25 protein-coding genes are annotated in these 25,565 nt (G+C 65.8%); 7 read left to right on the forward strand and 18 right to left on the reverse strand.

The window, feature by feature from the left end:
• Nucleotides 1–47 precede the first annotated feature (47 nt).
• From G5C50_RS08165 to G5C50_RS08185, 5 genes are all read right to left on the reverse strand, one after another.
• Nucleotides 48–1,514, reverse strand: coding sequence for a hypothetical protein (locus G5C50_RS08165; RefSeq protein WP_165067611.1), 1,467 nt, complete (start codon nt 1,512–1,514; stop codon nt 48–50).
• A complete protein-coding gene (locus tag G5C50_RS08170; protein ID WP_165067613.1) occupies nt 1,511–3,247 on the reverse strand; it encodes a hypothetical protein in 1,737 nt (578 codons plus the stop codon). Before G5C50_RS08170 ends, G5C50_RS08165 begins: the two co-directional genes overlap by 4 nt.
• A 152-nt stretch (nt 3,248–3,399) precedes the next feature.
• On the reverse strand, nt 3,400–5,178 hold the full coding sequence (locus G5C50_RS08175; RefSeq protein ID WP_165067617.1) for a hypothetical protein: 1,779 nt from the start codon (nt 5,176–5,178) through the stop codon (nt 3,400–3,402).
• Entirely contained in the window at nt 5,175–7,316 is a 2,142-nt protein-coding gene (locus G5C50_RS08180) for a prolyl oligopeptidase family serine peptidase (protein ID WP_240907014.1), read from the reverse strand. Before G5C50_RS08180 ends, G5C50_RS08175 begins: the two co-directional genes overlap by 4 nt.
• Before the next feature lie 298 nt (nt 7,317–7,614).
• On the reverse strand, nt 7,615–8,019 hold the full coding sequence (locus G5C50_RS08185; protein WP_165067621.1) for a hypothetical protein: 405 nt from the start codon (nt 8,017–8,019) through the stop codon (nt 7,615–7,617).
• Nucleotides 8,020–8,109: 90 nt separating this feature from the next.
• Here G5C50_RS08185 and G5C50_RS08190 point away from each other — a divergent pair, with 90 nt between their 5' ends.
• Entirely contained in the window at nt 8,110–8,979 is an 870-nt protein-coding gene (locus G5C50_RS08190; protein WP_165067624.1) for an enoyl-CoA hydratase/isomerase family protein, read from the forward strand.
• A gap of 115 nt (nt 8,980–9,094) precedes the next feature.
• Here G5C50_RS08190 and G5C50_RS08195 read toward each other — a convergent pair whose 3' ends face one another.
• Together G5C50_RS08195 and G5C50_RS08200 are read right to left on the reverse strand one after the other, a co-directional pair.
• Nucleotides 9,095–9,514, reverse strand: a complete 420-nt coding sequence (locus G5C50_RS08195; protein WP_165067626.1) for a type II toxin-antitoxin system VapC family toxin — start codon at nt 9,512–9,514, stop codon at nt 9,095–9,097.
• Nucleotides 9,507–9,776 carry a hypothetical protein gene (locus tag G5C50_RS08200; protein ID WP_165067629.1) on the reverse strand — a complete coding sequence of 90 codons (270 nt, stop codon included), beginning with the start codon at nt 9,774–9,776 and terminating at the stop codon, nt 9,507–9,509. Before G5C50_RS08200 ends, G5C50_RS08195 begins: the two co-directional genes overlap by 8 nt.
• Nucleotides 9,777–9,937: 161 nt before the next feature.
• Here G5C50_RS08200 and G5C50_RS08205 point away from each other — a divergent pair, with 161 nt between their 5' ends.
• Nucleotides 9,938–10,141, forward strand: a complete 204-nt coding sequence (locus G5C50_RS08205; protein ID WP_206107617.1) for a hypothetical protein — start codon at nt 9,938–9,940, stop codon at nt 10,139–10,141.
• A gap of 41 nt (nt 10,142–10,182) precedes the next feature.
• On the opposite strand, the gene G5C50_RS08210 is transcribed toward G5C50_RS08205, so the two are convergent.
• The 9 genes from G5C50_RS08210 to G5C50_RS32235 all read right to left on the reverse strand — a co-directional run bounded on the left by G5C50_RS08210 (nt 10,183) and on the right by G5C50_RS32235 (nt 19,649).
• Nucleotides 10,183–10,662, reverse strand: a complete 480-nt coding sequence (locus G5C50_RS08210; RefSeq protein WP_165067633.1) for a hypothetical protein — start codon at nt 10,660–10,662, stop codon at nt 10,183–10,185.
• Between the two features lie 155 nt (nt 10,663–10,817).
• A complete protein-coding gene (locus G5C50_RS08215) occupies nt 10,818–11,900 on the reverse strand; it encodes a DUF1559 family PulG-like putative transporter (RefSeq protein ID WP_165067635.1) in 1,083 nt (360 codons plus the stop codon).
• A 329-nt stretch (nt 11,901–12,229) separates the two neighbouring features.
• Entirely contained in the window at nt 12,230–12,427 is a 198-nt protein-coding gene (locus G5C50_RS08220) for a hypothetical protein (protein ID WP_165067637.1), read from the reverse strand.
• A 79-nt stretch (nt 12,428–12,506) separates the two neighbouring features.
• A complete protein-coding gene (locus G5C50_RS08225; RefSeq protein WP_165067638.1) occupies nt 12,507–13,097 on the reverse strand; it encodes a DUF1559 family PulG-like putative transporter in 591 nt (196 codons plus the stop codon).
• A gap of 135 nt (nt 13,098–13,232) precedes the next feature.
• Nucleotides 13,233–14,099 (reverse strand): hypothetical protein, encoded by an 867-nt coding sequence (locus G5C50_RS08230; protein WP_206107618.1) that lies wholly within the window; start codon nt 14,097–14,099, stop codon nt 13,233–13,235.
• Nucleotides 14,100–14,458: 359 nt separating this feature from the next.
• Complete coding sequence (locus tag G5C50_RS08235; protein WP_165067642.1) at nt 14,459–17,155, reverse strand: hypothetical protein; 2,697 nt, start codon at nt 17,153–17,155, stop codon at nt 14,459–14,461.
• Nucleotides 17,156–18,386: 1,231 nt separating this feature from the next.
• A complete protein-coding gene (locus G5C50_RS08240; protein ID WP_165067644.1) occupies nt 18,387–18,617 on the reverse strand; it encodes a hypothetical protein in 231 nt (76 codons plus the stop codon).
• Between the two features lie 111 nt (nt 18,618–18,728).
• Complete coding sequence (locus G5C50_RS08245; RefSeq protein ID WP_165067646.1) at nt 18,729–19,073, reverse strand: hypothetical protein; 345 nt, start codon at nt 19,071–19,073, stop codon at nt 18,729–18,731.
• A gap of 384 nt (nt 19,074–19,457) precedes the next feature.
• Nucleotides 19,458–19,649: a hypothetical protein gene (locus G5C50_RS32235; RefSeq protein ID WP_206107619.1), complete on the reverse strand. Its 192-nt coding sequence runs from the start codon at nt 19,647–19,649 to the stop codon at nt 19,458–19,460.
• 158 nt (nt 19,650–19,807) lie between these two features.
• Here G5C50_RS32235 and G5C50_RS08250 point away from each other — a divergent pair, with 158 nt between their 5' ends.
• The 3 genes from G5C50_RS08250 to G5C50_RS08260 all read left to right on the forward strand — a co-directional run bounded on the left by G5C50_RS08250 (nt 19,808) and on the right by G5C50_RS08260 (nt 22,822).
• On the forward strand, nt 19,808–21,061 hold the full coding sequence (locus G5C50_RS08250) for an ammonium transporter (protein ID WP_165067647.1): 1,254 nt from the start codon (nt 19,808–19,810) through the stop codon (nt 21,059–21,061).
• 396 nt (nt 21,062–21,457) lie between these two features.
• Entirely contained in the window at nt 21,458–22,585 is a 1,128-nt protein-coding gene (locus tag G5C50_RS08255; protein ID WP_165067649.1) for a DUF1559 family PulG-like putative transporter, read from the forward strand.
• 48 nt (nt 22,586–22,633) lie between these two features.
• A complete protein-coding gene (locus tag G5C50_RS08260) occupies nt 22,634–22,822 on the forward strand; it encodes a hypothetical protein (protein WP_165067651.1) in 189 nt (62 codons plus the stop codon).
• A 103-nt stretch (nt 22,823–22,925) separates the two neighbouring features.
• On the opposite strand, the gene mutM is transcribed toward G5C50_RS08260, so the two are convergent.
• Complete coding sequence (gene mutM, locus G5C50_RS08265; RefSeq protein WP_165067654.1) at nt 22,926–23,795, reverse strand: DNA-formamidopyrimidine glycosylase; 870 nt, start codon at nt 23,793–23,795, stop codon at nt 22,926–22,928.
• Nucleotides 23,788–24,003, reverse strand: coding sequence for a hypothetical protein (locus G5C50_RS08270; protein WP_165067655.1), 216 nt, complete (start codon nt 24,001–24,003; stop codon nt 23,788–23,790). The genes mutM and G5C50_RS08270 overlap by 8 nt, the downstream gene beginning before the upstream one ends.
• A 15-nt stretch (nt 24,004–24,018) precedes the next feature.
• On the opposite strand from G5C50_RS08270, the gene G5C50_RS08275 reads away from it, so the two are divergent.
• Together G5C50_RS08275 and pduL are read left to right on the forward strand one after the other, a co-directional pair.
• On the forward strand, nt 24,019–24,861 hold the full coding sequence (locus G5C50_RS08275) for a DeoR/GlpR family DNA-binding transcription regulator (RefSeq protein WP_165067657.1): 843 nt from the start codon (nt 24,019–24,021) through the stop codon (nt 24,859–24,861).
• Complete coding sequence (gene pduL, locus G5C50_RS08280; RefSeq protein ID WP_165067659.1) at nt 24,858–25,550, forward strand: phosphate propanoyltransferase; 693 nt, start codon at nt 24,858–24,860, stop codon at nt 25,548–25,550. The genes G5C50_RS08275 and pduL overlap by 4 nt, the downstream gene beginning before the upstream one ends.
• Nucleotides 25,551–25,565 lie beyond the last annotated feature (15 nt).

A 25,565-nucleotide genomic window follows, 5' to 3' on the forward strand; every position in this document is an offset into this window, starting at 1 on the left:
GGAGGCTAACAGAGCCGCAAGGCCAGGTCGAGCGGGCAGCGATCGGATCAGGGTTCCTCAGACTCGGGCGTCGGCTGATCCACCGGCGCTTGATTCCGCTGGTCGACGTCGAAACCGATCGCGGCGACGTCGTCCACGTTCTCCACAGAAGCCGCGCCGTTCTCGTCGAGCCGGTTCGGCCCGACCGAATAGACGCGCAGACCGTCGTCGACGCGGAGGATGTGATAGGGTCGGCCGGTATAAGGGTCGAGCGGCGGATTGGGGAGGATCGCCTTGGAGATCTCGGCGACAGTCGTCGGCCAGGCGCCCGTCGCGCGGCGATGGCGTTCGGCGGCGATCAGGATGACTGTCGCGCCAAGGCGGGCCCTGCTGCGAATCGCTTCTGCAAAGGCCCTCGCCACGCGATCGGCCATCAACGCGTACGCGGCGGTTTGCGCGAAACCGACGAGCCGTGAATTCGGGAACTCCGCGATGCGTTCCCGCAAAGCTTCCAGCCCGGCGAGTTGATCGGGCTCAGGCCGATCGGCGAGAGCGCGAAGCTCGGCCATCCATTCCAGCGACTCGGCGCAGTGGCCGGAACTCAGCAACCGCGTGGGGAACGCGACGAGCCCTCTGGCCCGGGCGTCCCGATATCGGAGCGATTCGAACAGCGATGCACGTTCGCCGCGCAGCAAGTGTCGCGCCCAGGGCCAATCCCGCTCTGCGAGAAGGTCGCGCTGAAGAGCGGCCATCGCGTCGAGCGAAGGTTCGCCCAGGGCGAGGATCCGCACGGCCAGATGCGCCGCGGTCTCCGCGAAGCGCATCCGACGCTCCTGCGACCAGGCGAACGGCTCGTCGCCGATCGCCCGCACCACGCCGAGCATCGCCCGACAGGATGAGATCGCGTCGTCGAACCGACCGTCGAACACCGCGACCGCGGCGTCCGCTTGCAGAAGCCTCAGTATCCGCCACTCGCAGTTCCGTTCCCACACGTCATCTTCGTACTCATACACGAGCTTTCCCGGGGTCAGTCCGAAATGACCGCGAGGAAGAGCGACGAGTTTGCGAGCCTTTGCGAGAGCCGAAGAACGCCGCGACAACTCGTCGCGAAGGATCTGGGCCGTAGGTTCATCAAGACGGCGAGGAGTGCCGGTGAAGTCGTGGATCGAGAGGCGATCGAAGGCTCGTTCGACGTCCCAATCCGCCTCGGACACCGGAATGCTGCTCGAGCGGCTGGCGTCGGGAGGCCAAGTCTTGGGCAGCATCGCCGACGCCTCAGCGACGACGATCGCCGCATTGGCGTCGTCCGGCACGACCTCGCGACCGTCGTTCGGATTGGTCAACCGCCAGTAGGGGTCGTCGCGCTCGGCCGCGGCCGCCGCGCGATCGAGCCGCCCCAGCGTCAGGTGGACGACGTATCCCATCGCACCGGCGAAGAGAATCAACGCCGTAATCGCGATCAGCGCGGCCCATCCCCAGGAGACGAGCCAACGCTCCAGACGCTCTCCCGCCCTTTGACCTTCGCCTGGGCTCACGGCCCGCCCTCGGCGGACCGACCGCGGAGTGCGGGATCGTGGGCGGACGCGCCGACATCGTCGTCGGTTGACTCCCGGTCCCACTTCACCTTGTCGTACGATCCGTGTTCGTCACGCCGATTCGGGCCGACGGAATACACGCGAAAACGGCCGTCGACGTGCTCGACGTGAAACGCCTCGCCGTTGTAGGGATCAAGGGGCTGATCCGGAAGGAACTCCGCCCCGATCTCGGCCACCGATTTCGGCCAGGTGCCCGCAGCGCGACGGTGACGCTCGGCCGCCAGCAGGACGGCGACCACGCCCAACCCGGCCCGTCGACGAAGTTCCCCGTCGACGATCTTTCGTTGCAACGAGGGAAATGTCTCAGCCAGTAGAGGCCGAATCCACTGACCTCTAACCTGGCTCGCGCGGACTTCCCACGCCTTCGCCGCTTCGCTCCAATCGGACTCGGGCCGCTCCAGGATCGCCAGCAGATCGCTCGACCACTCCAGGAGAAGCGCTCTGTGCCAGCCGAACCACAGGGTCAAAGGCGGCAGCAGAAACCTCGCATGATCCATCCCCCTGCCGGACTCATACATTCCTACATCCGCGTCGAACGAGTATTCATCAGAGCCGACACGACGGAACATCTCGAAGTTTCGCCCCAGGTTAGCCTTAATGGTCGTCAGCGCCTGGGCATACCGGTGTTCGTGAAGGATCGCAGCCTGCGCCCGCGTCAGGAGGTCGCTCGACGGCTCTCCCCGAACCAGTGCCCGCTCGATCCAGCCCCCCGCGCGAAGCGCCAGCAACCTGCGCAAGGCCTGAGACAGGCCCGACGGCGAATCTCCGAACGCTCGCGCGGCACCCAGCAGCGCAAGGCCGTCCTCCACCACTCGATCAAGGTCGCCGGCCTCGACCGCAAGCGCTGCATCGCCGTCCAGGAGACATCGGACCGCTTTCGCCTGGAGAATTTGGGCGTCCTCGCCTTCCCACAAGGCCCTCCCCATCGTCACGAAGCCGCGCCCACGTTCATAGTCCGCGAGCCTGCGGGCGACGGCGAGGGCTTCGGGAGCGGCATCGATCGAAACGCGGACTTTGGCGGCCGTCGCCTGGTCGAGCGAAAGCGACCAGTCTCCTTCCTTCATGAGGTCGACGCCCTTCCAGCCGATCGGCAGTTTCGCAACCGCGTCCGTGAGAACGCGGGTCGCGTCCTCGGCTTCAGGGACGGCTTCGAGGTTCGCAACCTGTTGCTCCAACCGCCACCCAGGCGCGAGCCGATCGAGCCTCGCGGACACGGCCTCGATCCGAGCGGCGAGCATCCAGGCCGGGATGAAGATCGCCAGGAAGAGGAAAGGAAGAAGCCCCAGGACAGCAAGGAGGAACCGTTTCCAGTTCGGCGGCCTCGGCGGCGCCCGCCGCTTCCGCTGAGCGTCCTGTTCGTATCGCTCCAGCAATACGATCAGAGGGTGCATGAGCCAGAAGACCACCCCCATGAGCACAGGGGGAATAAGCAGGAAGCTGGGCTGACGCCTAAACGCAGTCAGGAGCATGTCCGTCAGTCGGGCAAGCCGATCGCCGGGGCTCTCCAGCGGCGCGAGAGCCACGGCGAAGAGGACTACCAGAACCAATAACACGACCGCCGTGATCACCTCCAGCGAGGCGACGGCGGCAATGATCAGTAGCGAGATCCGCATGCCGTCGCCCAACGGAGACGGCACGCGGACGGCGGAAGGCGTCGTCTCGCCTTCGCTCATCGGTGATCCTCGACGTTGAGAACCTTCACCAGGGACGTCCACTGCTCGGCGGTCTCCTTGATCTTCGCCTCACCCTAGCCGTCATCGGTCTTGGCGTCGTTACAGATCCCCCCGGGCGCAGCACTCAAGACGAACCCGCGACCTTCGTCGACTCATTCAACCTTGCGACCCTCAGCATCCTCGCGCGGCCCACCGCGAAGGTCGGGGTCGAGAGCGAAGACGCCGAGATCATCGGCAGCCCCATCGCGCCAGGTCTTCGCGTCGAACGTCCCATGCTCGTCCTTGAGGTTCGGGCCGACGGAGTAGACGCGTAGGCGTCCATCGACGTGCTCCATGCGGAAACGTTCGCCGCTGAACGGATCGCTCGGCGCAGGGGTGGGGAGGATGTCGGAGGAGATCTCGCCGATCGCCGCCGGCCAGAATCCCATCGCGCGGCGGTGGCGTTCGGCGGCGATCAGGATCGTCGCGGCGGCCATCTCAGCGCGGCCGCGAAGCTCCGTCGTCAGGTACATATCCAGAGGAGGAGCAAGCAGCAGTGGAAGAGCCGACGTAAAAGGGGCGACGCGCGAATTCACCGCAGCGCGAAGCCTCGCCCGCCAATCCCTCGCGGAGACGACCCATTCGGACTGGGGGCGATCGAGAATGGCGATCGACTCGTTCATCCATTTCAAGGCCACGGCCATCTGGTAACGGCCGCTCACAACGGTCGCCGTCCCCACGATCTGGTGAAGTGAAGGGAAAACCATCTCCCGTCCGTTCGAGTCGGTTATGGCGGAAACCGGTAGTTCCCGAGAGGCCACCCTGCGGACCAGTTCGACGAACATGGCACGCTCACCCCGAAGGGCGTACAAGATACGAGGACGGCCGCGCTCGTCGTCCAGAAGATCCTGAAGCGAACCCAGCGCCTCGTCGGAAGGCTCTCCCTGCGCCAGGATGCGGACAACGGCGTCGACTGCCATGTGGTCGATGGCTATTCTTACGAACTGGCCATTCGCGAAGGGCTCGTCTCCAATCGACTGGGCGACCCCGAGGACGGCGGCGCACGAACCGAGCGCATCGTCGAGGTGGCCGTCGTGGGCCGCGATCAGGACGTCGGCTCGAAGGAGACGGGCGACGTCGAGCGCCCGGTAGGTCTCTTCGAGTTGCGTGTCGATCAGCGCCCGGCCCAGTGTGAATTCATGGCGTCCGCGGTCGTAGTCGGCGATCCACCACGCCGCCTCGAGCGTCTCGCCGCGAGCATCGAGGTCGGCAAAGAGCGCGTCGACCGTTTCATCATCGAGTCGCCGCGCCGGATCTGTCGCCACGGCCCGGTCGTATGCGACACGGACGTCCGGGCCGTCGGGGTCAGGAGGTGGCGGCCAGCCGCCGGGCAGTTCCGCAGCGACCTTGGCGACGGCGATCGCACCGTCCTCGTCTTCGGGGATGACCTCCCGGGCGGCCAGGAGGTCGTCGAGACGCCAGTCGGGGTCGATTCTGTCGGTCTCGGCCGTTGCCGACGCCAGTTCAGCCTCAGCACGCCGCATGATCCAGACGGCGGTCGCACAGCCCGTCGCCAAACCGAAGACAACCAGGCCGGCCACCCACACCCAGGCCCGAAATCGTCTCGGCGATCTTAAGGGCTCGCCGGTCGGACGCCTGACGCGGCGGGCGATCAGGCCGAAGCCAGCCCGAAACAACGCCCCAAGAAGAGCGAAGAGGAATACCTCCGAGGCGCACCACCCCAGGCCGCGGCCCAGTAACTTCAGCAAGCCCAGGTCCAAGGATGCCTTGCCGACGAAGGGTAGCAGTCCGAGCGCGGCCCCCATCACGAACGCGGCGATCGGGAACGCGATCAACATCGCCAGCCAGGCGCCGAGTTCGGCCCCGCGCATCAGGTCGCGGCCGACCCCGGGCCTCGGGGTCGGCGCGACTTCGATCTCTTCTGGGATCACCGAGAAGCCTCGACATTGAGGACCTTCACCAGGAACGCCCACTGGTCGGCGGCTTCCTCGATGACCTTGGCGGTCGGCTTGCCGGCGCCGTGGCCGGCCTTGGTTTCGATCCGGATGAGGACCGGGTTGTCGCACGCCTGCGCGGCCTGGAGGGTCGCGGCGAACTTGAAGCTGTGCGCGGGGACGACGCGGTCGTCGTGGTCGGCCGTCGTCACCATCGTGGGGGGGAAGCAGGTGCCGGGCTTCACGTTGTGGAGCGGGCTGTAGGCGTGAAGCGCTTTGAACTCTTCGGGGTTGTCGGACGAGCCGTAGTCGTCGATCCAGGCCCAGCCGATGGTGAACTTGTGGAACCGCAGCATGTCCTGCACGCCCACGCCCGGCAGGCAGGCGCCATAGAGGTCGGGCCGCTGGGTCATGCAGGCGCCGACGAGCAGGCCGCCGTTCGACCGGCCGGAGATCGCCAGCTTGGACTTGGTCGTGTACTTCTCGGCGATCAGCCATTCGGCCGCGGCGATGAAGTCGTCGAAGACGTTCTGCTTGCGCTGGCGGGTGCCCCCCTGGTGCCAGCTCTCGCCGTACTCGCCGCCGCCGCGAAGGTTGGCCACGGCGTAGAGGCCCCCCATCTCCATCCAGGTCAGGGTCGAGGGGGAGAAGCCCGGCGTCAGCGGAATGTTGAAGCCGCCGTAACCGTAGAGCAGCGTCGGGTTCTTGCCGTCCTTCGGGAAGCCCTTCCGGCCGGTGATGAACATCGGGATCTTGGTCCCGTCCTTGCTCGTGTAGAAGACCTGGACGGTCTCATACTTCGACGGGTCGAACTTCAAGGCCGGCTTGCGCCAGACGGTGCTGGCGCCGGTCGACACGTCGTAACGGTAGATCGTGGCCGGGCTGTTGTACGAGGTGAACGAGTAGAACGTCTCCTTGTCCTTGCGCTTGCCGCCGAAGCCCGAGGCCGTCCCCAGGCCGGGAAGTTCCACGTCACGGACGTGCTTGCCGGCCAGGTCGAAGACCCGGACGACAGTGTGGGCGTCCTTCAGGTAGTTGACCAGGAAGTGGTCGCCGACGACGTCGACGTTGTCCAGGGTCTCGGCCGCCTCGGGGATCACCTCGACCCACTTCTCGGGCTTCGGGTCGCGCGTGTCGATCGCCACGACCTTGCCGCGCTCGGCGTTCTTGTTGGTCTTGAACCAGAAGATCGGGCCGTCGTTGTCGATGAACGAGTATTCGGCCTCGAACTCGCCGACGAGGTGGACGGGCGCGGCCTTGGGAGCGTCGAGTGGGCGGTACAGGACGCGGTACTTGTCGTCGGTCCCCTTGTGCAGGGTGAAGATCAGGTACTTGCCGTCGTCGGTGACGGTCGGCGTGGCCTCCCATTCCTTGTGCTCGGGGTCCTGCCAGACCAGCTCGTCCTGCTCCTGGGGCGTGCCCAGGATGTGATAGTAGACCTTCTGGAAGTAGTTCGCCCCCTTGAGGTCCTGCCCCGGCTCGGGCGTGGGGAATCGGCCGTAGAAGAAACCCTTGCCGTCGGGCGTCCACTCGGCGGAGGAGAACTTGACCCACTGGATCTCGTCGGCCAGATCCTGACCGGTGGCGACGTCGCGGACCTTCCAGACGTTCCAGTCCGAGCCCGCCTCGGCGACGCCGTAGGCCAGCCGGGCGCCGTCGTCGCTGGGGACCGTGCCGGCCAGGGCGACCGTGCCGTCGGCCGATAGTTTGTTCGGATCCAGCACCATCCGGGGCGCGGCGTCGAACGTGTCGAGGACGAACAGGACCGACTGGTTCTGCAGGCCCGTGTTGTGGGTGAAGAAGTACTTGCCGGCCTTCTTGCCGGGGGGGCTGAACTTCTCGTAATCCCAAAGCTCGGTGACGCGGGACCGGATGGCGTCGCGCTGGGGGATGGAGTTCAGGAAGGCGTTGGTGACCTTGTTCTCGGCCTCGACCCACGCGCGGGTGGCGTCGGAGTCTGGGTCTTCCAGGGGCCGGTATGGATCGGGGACCTTCGTCCCGTGGTAGTCGTCGACCGTCTCCGACCTTGGCGCGTCGGGATACTTGAAAGGCTTGGCGGGCTCATCGGCTCTCATCGGGCTTCCTGCGGCTCCCAGGGCCAGGGCGATCGCGGCGAGGCGCGAATGTCGTTTCATGATCATGGAGTCATTCGTTCCTTTCACGAGGTCGGGCGTGGATGGAGGAGGCTCCGGTCGACATCGAAACTTCGCTCGACGCGACGTCTGTTTTCATGGAGAAGCGGACGAAGCGGAACCCTGTACGAGGAGAGTCGCGTCCGTGGCGTCCTCCGCGCCGGGGGTGTCCGCAACCGTCGCGCAAGGCGTTGCATCCGGTTGGGATTCCGCGTTCGCGCCGACCGGTCCATTCGCCATCAGGGCGCTCCCTTTTCGATCGAGGCTGGTCCGCCGTGCGGCCGAAACGAGGAGTGGGGGATTATTCGGTGCGGGGCCCGATCGGGCCGAGCCGTCCCCTTTGGCCATCGCGGCCGAACCAGTAGGCGAACCCCGCGCCGGCGGCGATCATCACCATGGAGATCCCCGTCAGGTCGCCGAGATGACGGACGAAGTAATCGAAGCTCTCGTCGGCGATGAAGGGACGAAACTTCCACTCGGTGAACAGGCCCAGGGCCAGCGCCGCAACTCCGCAAACGACGCCCCGCGCCTGCGACGACCGACTGGAAAGCCAGCCGCAGCCCAGTCCCAGCAAGGCCCCGGGGATCATCATCCCGTAGAATCCTTGCTGATAAATGAGCTGGAACAAGTAATATCCCAGGGTCGCGCCGATCACGGCCCCCAGCGCACTCTTCAGGTCTTCGACGATCCAATCCGGCGCGGGCATCGTGGAGACTCCGGAAACGGCAGCGGCCCCTCTCACTCTCAATAAAGACGCATATTGGAACGATCCTAACCCTCCGGGGAGGCGAAAACCATGTCGGACGAGGCGCGCGGAAGGGCCTGGCGATGGGATCGCGGCGACGACGGAGTCTGGACCCTCTGGTTCGACCAGCCGGGAAGGCCTCTCAATATCCTCGACCGCGCGGCGCTCGACGGCCTGGACGACTGCCTGGAAGAGGTCGAGGAAGACCCGTCCGTCCAGGGCGTTCTGATCCGCAGCGCCAAGCCGTCGGGCTTCTGCGCGGGGGCCGATCTGCATATCTTCGCCGAGTCGAAAGACGGAGACGAGATCGAAGCCTTCCTCCGACGCGGCCTGGACGTTCTCGACCGTCTGATGCGGCTGGGACCGGCGACGACCGCCGTGCTCCACGGGGTCTGCCTGGGAGCGGGGTTGGAATTGGCCCTGGCCTGTCGCCACCGCGTCGCACTGGCCTCGAGCGTGCCGCTTCAGGTGGGGACGCCGGAGGTCCGCCTGGGGCTGATCCCGGGGTGGGGGTCGATCGAACACCTGCCGAGGCTGCTAGCGCCGAGGGACGCGCTTGAGATGCTCCTGTTCGGCAACCCGATCGGGTTCCTCCAGGCGAAGTCGCAGGGGGTGGTGAGCCGACTCCTTTCGGCCGAGGAGCCGGAGCGATTGGTCGAGACCCTGTCGTCCGACGCCCCCGCCGAACGGCCGTTCCTGGCCGACGACTGGATCGACGAGCTGGCCTTCGCACGGGCCAAGCTCGAACGCCACTCCATCGACTTCCCCGAAACCCAGGCCGCGATCCTTCAGATCCTCGAAACCGACCTGGCCGAAGGACCCGAGGCCGCCCGCGAGGAAACCATCGCGAAGCTCGTCGACCTGGCCCTGGGCGACGCCTCCCGCGACGCCATCGCCGATTTCTTCGACCGCTCTCGGTGATGAGCCTCCGCGAGCCGGGTGACCCGCGCGGGAACGCCCGTTCCCACACGGATCTCTGTCGCTTGCCTTTGTCGGCCTGTTTCCGTCAGGGTCCGCTCCATACCACGGACGAAGTTCAGGTCCGCCAATCGTGAAGTATCAGCGGATGACCGATTTGCTGAATGCGCTGGTAGTGGGCTGTATTTCCCGTGACCAACTCCAAGCCATTCACGAGAGCGATGGCGGCGATCATCGGGTCTGCCCTCCCGATGGGACGACCTACCCTCTCAAGCTCTCCCTCAATGCGCCCCGCCAGCGCCGCAGCCGCGTGATCAAAGACGAGAACCTCTTGAGATGAGATACCCGCGAAGAACGCTTGAAGCTGCTTCAACGCCTGCTTCTTGGTGAGCCCACGAACGATTTCCAGAACTGTAACGACGGATACCGTGTACCGTCCAAAAGCGGCAAGATACGCGGCTCCATTCCGTACGACGGTTGGATCGACGGCCTTACCGAGTTCCGAGAAAGTGTCTGTGTCGAGCAGGGCCTTATTCACCGGCCGGAAGCCTCCAGGGGCGTTCCTCTCGAATTTTCATAGCCTCTTCGACCACTTCGTCGAGGAGATCCGGAGCGTCACGAAACATACCCATGATGGGGTTTTCAAGGGGCGAGGGCACATCCTCGTCAGCATGACTGCCGCTGGTGGGTTGAGGAATGGCTGCGTCATCGAGCACGGTCACGCGAACGCGACGCCCGGCCAGTTCTTGAGAACGGCGGGCGACCTCTTCCCATGTTCCTTCGATGGTGATCTGTTCCATACCCCGACCTCCTCGGCTGAAGTCGCAGCGCAGGATCGCATCATGAACGGCATGGCCGCGTCATCTTGCATTTGTATTTTATAGGCCCAGAACAGGGCCGACAGCGCCTGGCTCTGGCTCGCGGCCTGGATTATACCCAGGCTGGCGGGGTGCGAGACGAGTTGGCCTTCGCACGGGCCAAGCTCGAACGCCACTCCATCGACTTCCCCGAAACCCAGGCCGCGATCCTTCAGATCCTCGAAACCGACCTGGCCGAAGGACCCGAGGCCGCCCGCGAAGAAACCATCGCGAAGCTCGTCGATCTGGCTCTGGGCGACGCCTCCCGCGACGCCATCGCCGATTTCTTCGACCGACCCGGGCGTTGAACCGTCGAGGATCGGCTCAACGCCCGTTCTTGGTCGTCGATTCAAGAACCCTTCTTGGCGGCTCCGGCAGCCATCTCGCCGGTGCCGGCCATCTTGGCGGCCTTGAATTCGTCGGCCGTCATGCGGACGATCTTCCGGTTGTGCATGAGCACCGGGCCGCCAGACGCGGGGACGTCCTTGCCGTAGGCGAGAACTTCGTCGGCCGGGTCGGTCGTCGCCGGACCTTCCATGGTGTCTTGAATCACCACGCCCGATCGCGCGATCACGTCGCCGGCGCGGAGGGCCATCAAACCGACCGGGGCGACCGCGTCGAGGTAAGCGAAATCGGAGACGGCGGTCGGCGGCTTCTTCTTGTCGAAGGTGTATTGGCGGAACAACTCGCCGATGTCGATGAGTTGGCGTTCGGCCCGAGACTCCTCCTCAGTGGTTGCGACGCTCGGGGGCGCGCTGACGCCGCCGCAGCCGGTGATCGCCGCCGTGCCGAGAGAGAGTCCAAGAGCCGCCACGAATGAAAAGCGCATGCGCGTGTTCGTCCAGGTGAAGAGAAAGCAGAAAAGCGAAGCGGGGGCCGGAGCCGAGCGGATCGGCCGACCCCCGTGCATCTGACGAGGCCCGTGATGGAGCGACCGGGCGGCCGCCCCAGGGGACGAGGTCCGGCCTGGCGGCCGGGGCCGACTCAGTAAGCGTCGGCGCTGACGATTTCGCCGCCGGCCTTGGTGCCGAGGGCCATCCAGGTGGGCAGGCTGATCGAGTCCTTGACGAACCGGACCGAGCCGTCGGCGAAGCCGACGTTCACGCCGCCGGAGTGGTTGCTGCGGGCCGCCTGGTGGGCGACCTGATAGCTGGTGTCGCCGCAGTCCCACAACTTCGAGTTCGGCGTCAGCGTCTCCGTGAAATAGCCCGTCATGATCAGGCCGCGGTAGTACTGCTGGTGCCGGTAGTAGATTCGCGTGGAGTAGCCAGAGCCGCCGTAGGTGCAGATCGGGGCGTTCTGATAATCCATCGTGCTGCTGGTGATGTAAACGTTGAGCTTGGACCGCTCAGGAACGCCGCCCAGGATGCCGCTGGAGTCAGAGCCGGAGATCGCCGCGCTGCTGTGCAGCGTTTCCGAGAACACAACGGTGTTGCTCGTTCCGTCCGAAACCGCCGCGACGGTGACGGGAACGGCCCGCAGGTACTGCGGGTAAACCTTGGGCTGCGAGGTGTCGACCGTGATGTTGAAGATGCCCGCCCGCGACGTGTTCGATTCCTGAGCCGCGGCGGTGCCCAGCCGCTGTCCGGCGGTGGCGCCCAGGCTCGCCACGTAGTTGGCGTAGCCCACGCCCGCGAACTTGGTGTTCGAGTTCTCCGAGGGGCACTGGAAGGCCGCGACGATCTGCATCTGGGCCGTGTAGTTCGCCGTGCCCGCCCCGTACAGGTTGATGCACTGCTCCAGGTTGAACGCGCCGTAGGTGCTGGCCGACTCGATGTACGGCAGGATCTGGGCCAGGACGTTCGGCCGCGAGCCGCAAGTGCCCGCGTTGATCACGGCCTCGTTGTAATACGGACCCCAACCAGGGATGTACGCCCCGGTGGCCGACTCCGCGTTGGCCAGGGCCAGGCCCATCTGCTTCAGATTGTTGACGCACTGGGCGCGACGGGCGGCTTCGCGGGCCGACTGCACGGCCGGCAGCAGCAGAGCGATAAGAACCGCAATGATGGCGATGACGACGAGCAATTCAATCAGCGTAAACGCGCGTCGTGGCGAGCGCTTAAACATACGCACAGGTCCTTCAGAGTGGTAATAAAAGACTGACTGGCGAGAACACACCCACAGAGCGCGAGTGCGTTGAAAGAGAGACGGCTGACGGAAGGAGGCAAGGCCTTCGCGATCTAGTCCGGGAATTACATAGTAGCACCTTGGCAACCCTCTTTCAAGCCGCCCACACCACTGAGATGAAGATTGCTCGACATCAGTGCTGCACTCAAGCAACATAAAACAGCCCGGCTTTCGCCCCTGGTAGCAAGGACGAAAGCCGGGCCGAGCGTATGGTGGGGTGGGAATCTCGGTTTCGGCGAGAACTCCTCGTCGCGTCGACGCGACGAGGCTTAGTGTTTCCTGCCAGCGGCCTTGGCGGCGGCCTTCTCCGCGAACTTGGCCTCAGCCTGCTTGACCTCGTCGGGCCAGGCGTCCTTCGTGTCGCCGGTCGACGGCGGCGGCGGCAGCGAATCGCCGCTGCAACCGGCGACGGCGGACGCGAGCGTGACGGCGAGCATGCCGATCAAGGCGATCTGGTGGCGCTTCATCAAGGTGTTCGGTCTCCGTATCGCAAGGGGGCGGGGCCGGCGACGACCTCGAGTGCGGGCCGTCGCCGTCGATCGTTCGTCAGTAGCTGTCGGAGCTGAGGACCTCGCCGCCGTTGCGCGAGCCGAGCGCCCACCAGGTCGGCGGACTCACCGAGTCCTTGATGAAGTGGACCGAACCATCGGCGAAGGCGACGTTGACGCCGCCGGAGTGGTTGCTGCTCGGCGGGGCGCTGCCGAGAGGGGCCACGTAGTAACCGGCCCACGTGCTGTTGCCGTCGATGCCGGCCGGCTCGCTGGGGTTGGTGCAGTTCATCTGGTTCGGCGTGCCGAAGTGGTTGTAGGCGTTGATGACCAGCCACACGGGGAACGTCGCGATCCACATCTGGCCTGAACCGCCGCCGTATCGCGTCCCCTGCGAGCCCGGAATGTTCTGGCAGGCCTGCACGAAGGTCAGCGCTCCCACCTGCCCGGTCCCGGCGGCGACGCCCGTCGGCGAGCGGAACGTTCCCCGCCGCGCCAGGTTGCTGCTGCGGGTGAAGTTGGAGTTGTTCACGCCGACCAGCCGCTCGCTCACGAGGCCGGTGTTGGAAGTGCCGTCGGTGATCCCGCCGATCGTCACCGGGCCCCAGGCTGCGCCGCAGTAATAGCAGTTGGACGACGGATGCATCATGTCGTTATTGGCCGACACTATCCTACCGCGAAAACGGCCGATGACACGAAAAATCAACGGCAGTCAAGCATTGGCAGTAAGCCGGCCTCGCGCAACGACGGATTTACAATTCGGCATAGATGAACTTAACAGGCATCAAGTTACGGTATGCTCTTCAAAGTTGAGATCGAATCTAGCTCCATCTGTATAAGAGGAGTAGGTTACATTCGGGTCAGCGTTGAATCCTCCGGCGTCCGCCCGAAACCAGATGTTGTAATTGATAAGCTCCGTCGTTGTCACTCCCGTAAAATTGATCGTGGCGGCTTGTGAACCTGTTAGCGGATCAACCGTGGCATGGATAGTCACCCAGTTTCCGGAAACGTCAAGACCGCTGACCCAGAGCCCATTTTGATCGAGCCCTGCCGCCGCGAACGCACTCGTAAAGAATTGACCTGGAGCAATATTCGCGATTCCTTGTGACACAGGACCTTGATAGACGATCGACAGGCTGCCAGAAACTGTTTCTGGGTTTACGCCATCGCCCACAGTGTAAGCCTGGAATCCACCGGCATTTGAGACGACGGTAGCCAGCGTAGCCAGATTTGCAGTCGCGTTGGGATCTCCATGAGCATTCATCTGCGATAAAATATCTACAGTGGCCGAAATGCTGGTCGCCCCCACACCCGAGTTATCGCTGATTGTGCTAGCGACACCTGTATGCACATTTGCAATTGTTTCAACATTAGTGGGGCTCAGTTGGGTGTAGTCCTGCGTGTCATATCCATCGTCCTGGGCCGTTTGGGTCCCGAAGGAGTGGTCGGCGTTTGGCACCCACGGCTCGATTAAATTCCAGGCTCCTGCCCACACCCCAGGATTTCCGACATTGTCATTACGAGTGATAGAAGCAAGTTTACGTTCCTCGAGCTGGCGATCTCCATTGCCACTGGCATTCGAAATCCAGTCACTTTGGAAGGCTCGAGAAACTCTGGTTCTCCGGCGAGTTCTTTTCAGACGAATCCTCATCATTCGACGCCTCCTGAAAGAAAGTACAACTTAGATGTGCGGCGCAATCAAACACAGAGAGGGTGGTAACCGGTGGCCCCGAGAGTCGGCCGCGAACCCAACTGAACAAAGCCTCGACTTGGGCAGCACCATTCGCGAGATTTATCGGATCACTCCGATGATCCCGGATTGTCCCCCGAAGGCTTAGCAACCATGATGCCAGATTTCCAATTCTTCATGAAGCTGCCGCAATCACACCGTTTTATGACCCTGCGGCCGAGCGGCTGGCTCAGGGATCGCCCCGGAACACCGACGTTCCGGGCAGAAGTTGCCACCCGTGGGCAAGTTCGAAGCCAGCATGCCGGAGCGTCGGTCTTCGTCTAACGCGGGGCGTTCGGCAGCTTGGGGTCCGAGACGCGGTGGACCTCGGGGTCGGCGCCCGTCGGCGCGTTGGGATGTTCGAGTCGGGGGGGAGCGAGCATGGGGGAGTGCTCAACGGCCGCCGTCTGCGGGGCGGGCGGCTGGGAGGTCGCCTTGGGGGGAGTTTCCAAGGCGGCCGTCTGGGGGGCGGGAGGAGGCGGGACCGCCTTGGCCGGCTCGTCGTCGTGTTCGGACTTCGCCCGCATCCGGATGAGCAGGTGGTTGGAGGCGCCGTTGGGGGTGCCGACGCTGATATCCAGCAAGGGCCGGCCTCCGGCGTCGGGAGTGGTCCGGGCGTCCTTGGAGATCGTCACCTGCATCAGGTTGCGGCTGACGAGCACCGACTCGGCCGCCTTGCCGCCGGCGATGACGTGGGTGTCGTGGACGCTGAAGTTCTTCCCCTCCAGGAAGATCACCGACTCTTCGCCGGGCTCCGGCGGCTTGCCGTGCCAGGCCAGCAGCGACGGTTTGAGCTGGCCCCCGCGCGAGCAGAAGACCCGCGAGTCGTTGCTGTCCGCCGAGAACGGGACGCGGACCACCAGGCGCTGGGTGGGCATCAGGCTCTTGAGCTGGTTGATTCGCTCGACGGCGATCTGCAACTCCTCCAGCCGCCCCACCGGGACGCCCCCCGGATGGTCCGGGGCGTTGAACTTGTTCAGCTCGGTCTCGGTCTCGGCGAGCCGGCCGGCCAGGTCGGACGCTTTCTCGATGACCGAGGTCCGACCGTCCAGATCGCCGGTGCGGAACCAGTTGGCGACGGTGACGAACTCGATCTTGGGAATGAAGTTGGGCATCACGATCAGCGCCGTGCATTCGCGCTGACCGGGCTCCAGACTCTGCTCCTTGTCGTCGCGACCCAAACCCTGTCGAACCATATCGGAGACGGCGGCCAGGCCGGCGCGGCCGGTGCGGCTGGTCTGAAGCCGAGGATAGAAGATCCACCCAAAGGTGTTCTCGCCGGCGCCGAAACCCACCATCGTCGGGTTGAGCCGGATGGCCGCCTCGTCTTCGGCGTTCGCCGCGTCGTTCGAGAAGACCCCGCCGGCGCGAAACGGCCCGAAGGCAGGAACGCCGCCGATCAGGTCCAGCCCGGACGACGACCGCCGCGCGACCGAGTCGGCCACGTTCTGCTGGGCGATGACCGGCTCGATGGCGTAAACCCGCAGCGGCCACTTGGTGGTGGTGTAACGCTGGAAAACCTCGAAGGCGTGTTCGGAGCCCTCGGGGTCGAAGAAGTTGGTCCGGCGCAGCTCCTCGCGGAGGAGGTCGCTCCGATACTCGGGGATCTGGTCGATGATGTCCTGCTTGAGCCGGGTGTTGAGCGCGGCGGCCTGGATCTTCAGGACGAAGGCGAAGGCGTCCAGCGAGCGGCGACGATTGGCGGCGGCCTGATCGATCGTCCCGCCAGTCGTGGAGGCCAGCATCACGCCCGAGTCCTCGGCTTTGGGACGCATCGCGGCCAGTTTGGGGAAGTCGCGGCGGGCGATCAGCGCCCCCAGATCCTCAAGCGGATCGCTGTCGACGGGGACGACGGGCGTCGCCACCGCCTGCCCCGATGCCGCGGCTCGGGCGGCGAGCTTGGGCGAGGCGGTCTGCTCCAGGATGCTGTACGAAGCCTCGAACTCGCCTCGGAGCCATTCGGCGACCCGCGCCGTGCGATGGTAGGGCTCGTCGGCCAGTTCGCGGGCGAGTTGACGCTCGGCCTCCGTGCGCAGGAATTTGATGTTCTCGGCGCCGTAGAAGACCTCCGAGTCGGCTGACGCGACGAGAGCGAGCGGGCCCATGCCCGGTCCTGGGCTGGGGTCGTCGTCCTTGCCCGTCTGGTTGCAGAGCACCTGCGACAGGCTGCCGACCGCCTCGTTGATCACTGCGTTGCGAAGCGTGTAGCGCATCGTGTCGCGGTCCATCAGCGACTTGGCCGAAACCGTGATGATCGCCCCGCGCCCCCTGCGGTTCTTCGGCCCCGGCGAGAGCGTCACCGGGATCCGGACGAGGTACAGCCCGTAGCCGGGGCGGTCCGTCAGGTCGTCGCCGGCGTTGATCCGCCGCAGTTGGTTCAGGTGGTTCAGGTAGTGCGAATGCTCGTCCAGGACGACCGTCGGCTCCAGCATCCCGCCGGCCGAGGGATCCGCCGTGATCGAGCCGACCTTGCCAGCCTGCGCGGGGATCGCCGCCTGCGCGGCGGTGGCCGAGGTCGTCGCGTTCTGGCCGGAGATCATCGCCAGCAACGACTTGGTCTGATCGTCCTCGGACGTCGTGGTCGTCGAGCCCGAAGCGGTGGCGTCGCCCATCCCGGTGGCGAGTTGCAGCCGCTGGGCCTTGGCCTCGCTGCGGTTGATGGAGGCGTTGATGACCCCCTTGAAACCGACCTTCAGCCACTGGGCCATCTGAAGTTCGTACTCGGAGCGGAACTTCGCCAGCCGGTCCTGCCCCCAGACGTCGGGCGACTTGACGCCGATCGTCCCCTGCTGGTTCATGCTCCGGTCCAGGTCGTCGATCATCTGCTCGACGCGTTGGAGCGAAGGACCGTTGCCGGGCGAGGTCCGGGTCGCCGACGCCGGCCAGTAGGACTGGGGAGTCGCACAGCCGTCGACCGCCGCCAGCGCCGCCGCAAGCCCTGCCGCAATCCACAATCGTCGCGACCGCGATCGTGCCATGGCTCCCTCGCCCACCGCCGACCAGACCAGGACCGCGAGCCCCGGCGCGCACCGCCGCCTCCCGGTCCATCCTCGGAGAGTCTGATCATTCCCAGGATTTCGCCAAGGCGGATTTCGCGGATTGTAAGAAACTCCCAAAGTCGGCTACCCGCCACCAAAAGCCGTGTTTGGAGACCCCCATATCTTCAGACAGACCGATGGTTCCGGCCGCGAGTGATGCCCGATATCGAAGCCGCTCATTGTGGTAAGGGAGTCTCGAATGCGAGTGTCACCAAAGTCATTCCCACCGAAAAACGACGGCCCTGGGTGCCATGGCCACGCTTGCGTGGCCATGCGATACGCGACGGTCTCGCAGTCGCCGACGGCGGTTCATGGCCACGCAAGCGTCGAGCGAAGCAAGTTTCATTTCCACCGAACGAAGCCACCGAGAACCAGCGACACAACCTCTTTGCAAGCAATGCCTTGCAACCCCCAAAGCCACTCATAAGCGCCAGCGATCGAACCCACTTCGGAGCCAATCCCCAGGCCCTCGACGAACGAACGCAGCCGAGCCGGCATCTCCCACTGCCCCCTACCCACGCATTGCGAACCGTCCCCCCGAAATCGTCGAACGAACCCGCTTTCGAGACCAAAATCCACGACGCAACCCCATACACCATTGAATTTTAAGACATCGGCTCCACCACCACTCCAGCGCAAACAGAGCCAATCGAAGCCATGTCTCCGACGGAGGCGGGCAACCGGCGTGATACGATGACCCCGAACCCTCCCACGACCTTCTCGCGACCACCCGCATGACGGCCGAATCCGACATCCCAGGCACCGCTCGCCCCGCCGCCGGCCCCCGACTCTTCGTCTGGTCGGTCTGGGGGGCGTTGGTGATCGTGGCGCTCTGGTACGTGGTCCAGTTCGGGGCCGACGCCCCGCGGTGGGACGACTATGCGGTGATCCCCCAGCTCTGCGGCCGGGCGCCGATCACCGCCTCGTGGCTCTGGTCGCAGCACAACGAGCATCGGTTCTTCCTGGCGAGGCTCGTGCTGCTGGGGGTCTTCGGCTGCAGCGGCGCGGATCCTCGACCGGCGATGGTCCTGAACGTCGCGGTGATGGCGGTCGCCGCCGCCGCCCTGATGGCCGTCTCGGCCCGTGCGCCGGGAGGCCGGAGATACTCCGACGCCTACCTGCCGATCGCCCTCTTGAGCTTGGGCCATTACGAGAACCTGACCTGGGCGATTCAGATCAGCTTCGTCCTGCCGGTCGCCCTGTTCTGCCTGGCAGCCCTGGCGACGACCCGTCCGGAGAAGCCGAACCCGCTCCGCGCCGCGGGGCTGGGGGCCTGCCTGGCCGTCTTGCCGCTCTGCAACGCCGGCGGCCTGTTATTGATCCCCGCGCCGATCCTCTGGCTGCTGGCCATGGCCGCCGCCGAATGGCGGTCGGGGAACCGACGCCGCGCGCTCTGGGACATCCTGTGTGCGACGCCGGCCGTCTTGCTGGGAGCGTTCTACCTCCGGGGATACCAGCCGCCGGCCCACCACGCCCCTCCGGGCGGCGTGGCAGCGGCCCTGCGATCGACGCTTCAGTTCCTGGCGACGGGTTTCGGGACGGCGGGGATCGACTTCTGGCCGTGGTCGGGCCTCGCCGCGGCGGCCGTTGCACTGGGAGCGGCAGCCGTCCTGCTGACGGCCTGGGTGCGAAATCCCGGCGACCGCCCCCGGATCGAGGGCCTGCTGGCGCTGCTGGCTTCGGCCGGATTGCTCGCACTGGCGACCGGCTGGGGACGATCCGGCGAAGGTCCCACGGCCGGATTGCAACCTCGGTACGCGACCCTCGCCGTTCCGGTGCTGGTGCTGGCGTACCTGGCCTTCGCATTCTGCGGCGGTCGGCTGCTCCGACCGTTGGTGACGAGCGCGCTGCTGGTCATCGGCCTCGCCCTGCTCTGGCCGAACGCACGCGAGGCGCTCGACGCCGGCCGGAACGCCGCCGAGCAGGCGACGGCCTTCGACCTCGACCGTGACGCCGGGACCCCAACCTTCCGCCTGGCGACCCGGCACTCGCCCTTCCTGCATCCCTCGAAACAGAAGCTGCACGAACACCTGGACGCGCTTCGTGAGGCGAAGCTCGGCAAGTTCGCCCGCATCCAGCCCGACCCGGCTTTCCGCGAAGTCCCCGTCGAACTCCGCCCAACCGACGTCCGCCTGGCCCGCTGGCGAGACGGCGAGATCGAAGCCCTGGGCCCCGACCCGTGGATCCGCTTCGACCTCCCCGCGCCGGTGCGAGTCGCCGGGGTAAAGATCCGCTACAACCATCACAACGACGAAGGCGCCCCCGCCCACTTCCGCCTCGCCTGGCGGCCCGACGACCAGTATCGCGCTCCCGAACAGCAATACGGCGACTGGAACCTCCCCACCGGCGACGACCGCTCCGTCACGGTCTGGATCGACGGCCCCGTCGCCCAGCTCCGCATCCAGCCCGACAACGGCCCCTGCCGCTTCCGCATCCGCGAACTGACCCTCTTGATCGAGCCCGCGCCGGCATCCTCAGCGTTTCTCGACGGCGGCGAATCCAACCTGCGCAGTCGGGTGCGTCTTCTCAAGATCACGCGGACGGCTAAGATGAGGGCCAGCCGGGAGGGAACTGGAGGCGGGGGCGTCGTCGATGATCGACCGGACCGATACGCTGTTCGTGATGTGCTGCGCGACGATGGCGCTGCTGATGACCCCAGCGATGGGCCTCTTCTTCGCGGGGATGGTCCGGCGCAAGAACGTGCTTTCCACGTTCCTGGGCTGCCTGGTGCCGCTGGGGGTCGTCACGCTCCAGTGGCTGGTTCTGGGCCAGGGCCTGGCGTTCGGCGGGGACCTCTTCGGCGGGCTGATCGGGGCGCCCGATTGGTCGATGCTCCGGGGCCGGTTCGAGCCGAGGCCCGACCTGACGGCGACCGTGCCGGGGCCGCTCGCGCTGGCGTTCGAGATGCTGGCGGCGGCCTTCGCGGCGGCCCTGGTCTCCAGCGCGGGGGCGGAACGGGCGAAGTCCTGGTCCATGGCCGTGGTCGTCATCTTGTGGACGACTCTGGTCTACGACCCCCTGGCCCACTGGATGTGGTCGCCCGACGGCTGGCTGCGACGGCTCGGGGCCCGCGACTTCGGCGGCGGCCTGGTCGTCCACGCGTCGGCCGGCGCGGCGGCTCTCTGCGTGGCCGTCGCCGTGGGCAAACGCCGAGGCGCCGACGTCGACAGCCTTCGCCCCCACAACCTGCCTCTGACCGCGATCGGGACCGCCCTGCTCTGGTTCGCCTGGCTGGGGTTCAACGCGGGGCGAGCCTGGGGCGTCTCGACGATCGCCGCCGCGGCCTTTCTCTCGACGCTCGTCGCGGGGGCGGCGGGGATGCTCGCCTGGATCCTCGTGGAACGGGCGACGACCGGCAAGGCGACCTTCCTGGGAGGCTGCACCGGAGTCGTCGCCGGCCTGGTCGGATCGTCGGCGGGCGCGGGAATGGTCGGGCCCGGGGTCGCCATCGTCCTGGGAGCCGGCGCCGCTCTCTTCAGCCACGCCGCGATCCTCATCAAGAGTCGGCTGGACTACGACGACTCGCTCGACGTCTTCGGCGTCCACGGAATCGGTGGGATCACCGCCGCGATCGGCCTGGGCCTGCTGGCAGGCTCGGACCTGGAACCGTCCGCTGTGGGCCTCTTCAACGGCCGCGTCGAACTGATCCTCGCTCAGCTCGCAGCCGTCGGGGCGGTCGTCGCCTACTCGGTGCTCGTCACCTGGGCGATCCTCTTCGCGGTCGACCGCACGATGGGCCTCCGCGTCCCGCCCGAAGCCGAGGAACTGGGTCTCGACGTCGCCCTCCACGGCCAGCGAGCCTACGTCATGGGCGACGGCGAACGCCTGGGCATGGACTACCGCTGAGCCAGCCACATCTCAGGCTCCCGAGCCGACAAACCAGGCACGCCGACGGGCGCGTCGATTTCTGAGAGACCTTTTATTTGCTCAAACGTTTATACGTGAACGCGATTTAGGTCGACCCAGCACTCCTGGCACAATATCTGCATCACTCCTCGCATAACCCTTGCTAGTGAGTTCCATTCACGCCGTTCAGGTCCTCTTGCAGGACGACAGGACGCGTCGCCGTCGACTTCCGGTAAGTCGTCGCGTGAGGCGGGCCCTGTCACGATCGGCGTCGCATAAGGCCGCGCCTGGTCTTCGCTCGGAATCGAGCCGGACCGCCAGCGCTGGAAGGTGCTCCGCATAACAGCGAAGCGCTTTTATCCAAGATTGTTCATTATCTCTCGAGGACACGATCGCATGCCGAACCGACGCCCCGCACGTGGCTTCACGCTGATCGAGCTGTTGGTGGTGATCGCCATCATCGCCGTCCTGATCGCGCTGCTGCTCCCCGCCGTGCAGTCGGCCCGCGAGGCCGCCCGGCGCAGCCAATGCGTCAACAACCTGAAGCAGCTCGCGCTGGCCTGCATGAACTATGAGAGCTCCAACGGCTGTTTCCCGCCCCAGTCGATGATGTACCCTAACCAGAACCCTCCGGCGATCGCCCAGCTCCCGTTCAGCTGGATCCCGAGCCTGCTCCAGTTCACGGAGCAGATGCCGATGTTCAACGCGATCAACTTTCTGGTTGAGCCGATGCACTCGGGTCCTGGCGGCTACGCGAACACGACGGCCTCCCTCGCCCGTTTGAACATCCTCACGTGCCCCTCCGATCCGGGCCCAGGCGTCGTTCGGACCTGGGCCGGCAACACGTCGCTGTCCTACGGGGCGACGAACTACGTGGGCAACATCGGCGGGCCTGGGATCGGCGGGCCGGTCGCGACGGGGACCATCATCCCCGCGCCGGGCGCCCCCCAGAACAGCAACTACGCCAGCGCCAACTACGGCATCGTGACGATCGGCGCGATCGCGGACGGCACTTCCAACACGGGCCTGATGAGCGAACACCTGACGGGACGGCAGTCCGGCACGATGGGAACCCGAGTGGCCCGCAGCAGCAACATGGCGAAGACGGGCGTCTTCGAGTCTCCCACAGGCGTTGCGTCCTCGGGAAACCCGGCGGCCGACAACCTGAAGTTCTATCAGCTCTGCCAGACCATCCCGGACTCGCCCGGCGGCCGCTACTGGACCCCGGGCCAGCTCTGGATCGCCACCTATCCGCAGTGGATCGTCATCACCAACTACAACCACCACGGCACGCCCAACCAGGTCTCCTGCGCCAACCCGAGCGACCCTGGTCAGAACGGCAGCACGATCGCCTACGTCGGCCTGGCCGGCAGCGCCCCGCCGAACAGCTTCCATTCCGGCGGCGTGAACATGGCCCTTGCTGACGGCTCGGTCCGGTTCATCAAGGACTCGATCAGCCCTCAGACCTGGTGGGCCCTCGGCACCCGCGCCGGCGGCGAGGTCATCAGCTCCGACTCCTATTGATCGTCCCCCCGCCGAATCCATGAACGAGACTGAGAGGACATAGACTCGATGATTCGCAAAGCGACTCTTCTCCCGATCCTCGCCGGCCTGGTCCTGGGGACGATCCCATTGGGGTGCGGAGGTCAATCCACTCCGACCCCCATCTCCCCCGAAGAGGCCAAGAAGATCGTCGGCGAAGACCCGGACTACCTGCCGGGCCTCGACGCCAAGGGGAAGGCCCCAGCCAAGAAGCATTGACGCAACCGTTCCGCGTAAAGTCGACGCCCACCGAAGCTTCGGGGGTCGTGGCCGCTTCCGGCTCCACGGCTCGCGAAGCTTCGGTCGTTGACGGACAAGCCCCTTAACCGTCCCTGTCCGACGCGCCACGCCGCGGCCGCCTCTGCGGCTGACATCGCGGACAAAGGTAAGTCGGCCTGCCGATCAGACCGGCGATGCGGGTTTTCTCGATCGGAGCCCCGCATCCCTTGCAGGGCTCGCCGGCCCGGCCGTACATCGAGTTGACCGCGAGAAAGCCCCCCTCCAACCCCAGGACTGTTCGATAACCGGCGTCGAAGCTCGCGCCCTCGGCGGCGATCGCCTTCGACAGCACCGGGGCGATCGCCGCGTGCAGGCGGTCGACCTCGCGAGAGGTCAGCTCGGCCGAGACCCGCAACGGATGCAACCGAGCCTCGAAGAGGATCTCGTCGGCGTAGATGTTGCCGATCCCCGCCAGCACCTTCTGATCCATGAGCGTCGGTTTGATCGCCCGCCGCGTCCGCCGCAGCCTCGCGGCCAGCTCGACTCGGGTGATCTCCAGAGCGTCCGGCCCATGCGAGCGGCCGAAGGCGACATCCGCTTCATCAGGGCCGTCGAACCAGAGGATCCGTCCCAGACGTCGCGTGTCACAGAACCAGACCGACGCCTCCGGGCTCGCCAGTCGGAACGTCAGTCGCACGTGCTCCGGACGATCGGGCTCGATCAGGCGAAAGCCTCCAGTCATCCGGGGCTGAATGACGATCATCCCCCTGTCGTCGGCCAGCCCGATCACGACCCACTTGCCCCGGCGCTTCACCTCCGCGACCCGCACCCCGACGCCCCGCGCCTTGAACTCCTCCGCCGTACACCCCAGCAGCATGGACGGGTCGTGAAGTTCCAGGCCGAGAAGCCTGCGGCCCTCCAGGGCGGGCCTCAGGCCGCGCACCATCGTCTCGACCTCGGGAAGTTCAGGCATCGGCGGACACCGGATGAATCTGGCTGCGAACAGACACGACGCTACCACCTCGGTTCATCTTAGCAATCACATAAAGCCGCAAGAAATCCACCACCGTCTTGACGGATTCTACCAACAATCCGCCAAAACGCTTCACGATCGGCGAAAGTTCTTGACAGACCGCCGTCTTGACTGGAAACTCGATTCCGTAGTCGTGCCAGAAATCCATCAGGACCGCTCACTCATGCTCCCTGAGACCCGACGCCAGCGGCTCCGCGAGCTCATCGCCGAGCGGGGCTACGCGACGCTCGACGAGCTTGTGCGGGCTCTGAACGTCTCGGAGAGCACGGTCCGTCGCGATCTGGAAGCCCTGGACCTTTCCGGGGTGGTTCGCAGAACTCACGGCGGAGCGGTCTCGGCGGGAGAGGCGCGGACGTCTGCCTTGCCGGCCTTCGACGAGCGGACGCACACCGCGATCGCCGAGAAACGGGCGATCGGCGCGGCGACCGCCGCTCTGATCGAGGACGGCGATTCAGTCCTGCTGGACGGCGGCACGACGACCCTGGAGGTGGCCCGCGCGATTCTGGAGCGGAACATCCACGTCCAGGTGGTGACCAACAGCCTGCCGATCGCCCAACTGGTGGCGACGGCTCCACGGGCCGATTTGATTCTGATCGGGGGTTACGTCTACCCCCGGACGGGCGTCGCCCTGGGTCCGCTGGCCATCGCTGAGATGGGCGAGATCCGGGTGCGAACGGCGGTCCTGGGCGCGGGCGGGATCATGGCCGACGGCGTCTCCAACTCCAACCTCCTGCTGGTGGAGACCGAGCGCCGGATGATGACCTGCGGCCAGGAGGTCGTCATCGTCGCCGACCGGACGAAGTTCGGCCGACCGGCCCTGGCGAAACTCTGCGGCTGGGACGAAGTGACGCGGCTGGTGTGCGACTCTCAGGCCCCCGCCGACCTCCGGCGGACGATCGAGGCGGCCGGCGTGGTCGTCCACGAGGCCGGACCGGTAGACCGCAACGGCCACGCTGGAATGACGGGAACCAAGAGCGAGACGACCGACGAGAGGACCGAGGCATGAGCGCAACGGCGACGGCGGCGACCCGCGACCAGATCGAGAGCCTGGTGCGGTCGATCATCCTCAAGAGCATGGGCGGCGCACCGGCCCCGGCCAACGGGAACGGCAAACCGGGCCCGCCGAAGGTGATCGTCAACATCTCGGCCCGGCACTGCCACCTTACCCAGGAGGACGTCGACATCCTCTTCGGCAAGGGGCACCAACTCACGCCGATGAAACGGCTGTATCAGGATACGGACTTCGCCGCCGAGGAGACCGTCGCGGTCGTCGGCCCCCGGCAGCGGATGATCCCGGGGGTTCGGATCCTTGGCCCCTGCCGCAAGTTCAGCCAGGTCGAGTTGGCGTTCACTGACGCCATCAGCCTGGGGATCGACATCCCCGTCCGGCTCTCGGGCGACATTGAGGATACGCCGGGCTGCCTGTTGATCGGCCCCAAGGGATCGCTGGTGATGCCCAAGGGCGTGATCCGGGCCGAGCGCCACGTCCACATGGGCCCACGCGACGCCGAATACTACGGCGTGAAGCACCTGGACCGGATGAACATGAGGGTCGAGAGCCCCTGCCCCGGTTTACTGGAAGGCCTGCTGGTGCGGACCCATCCGGACTGGAAGCTCGAGGTTCACATCGACACCGACGAAGCCAACTCCTGCGACCTGACGCACGCGACCAACGTGACGCTGGTCAAAGCCTGACCTGACCGGATCGAA

This window comes from Paludisphaera rhizosphaerae (assembly GCF_011065895.1).
Taxonomy (GTDB): domain Bacteria; phylum Planctomycetota; class Planctomycetia; order Isosphaerales; family Isosphaeraceae; genus Paludisphaera; species Paludisphaera rhizosphaerae.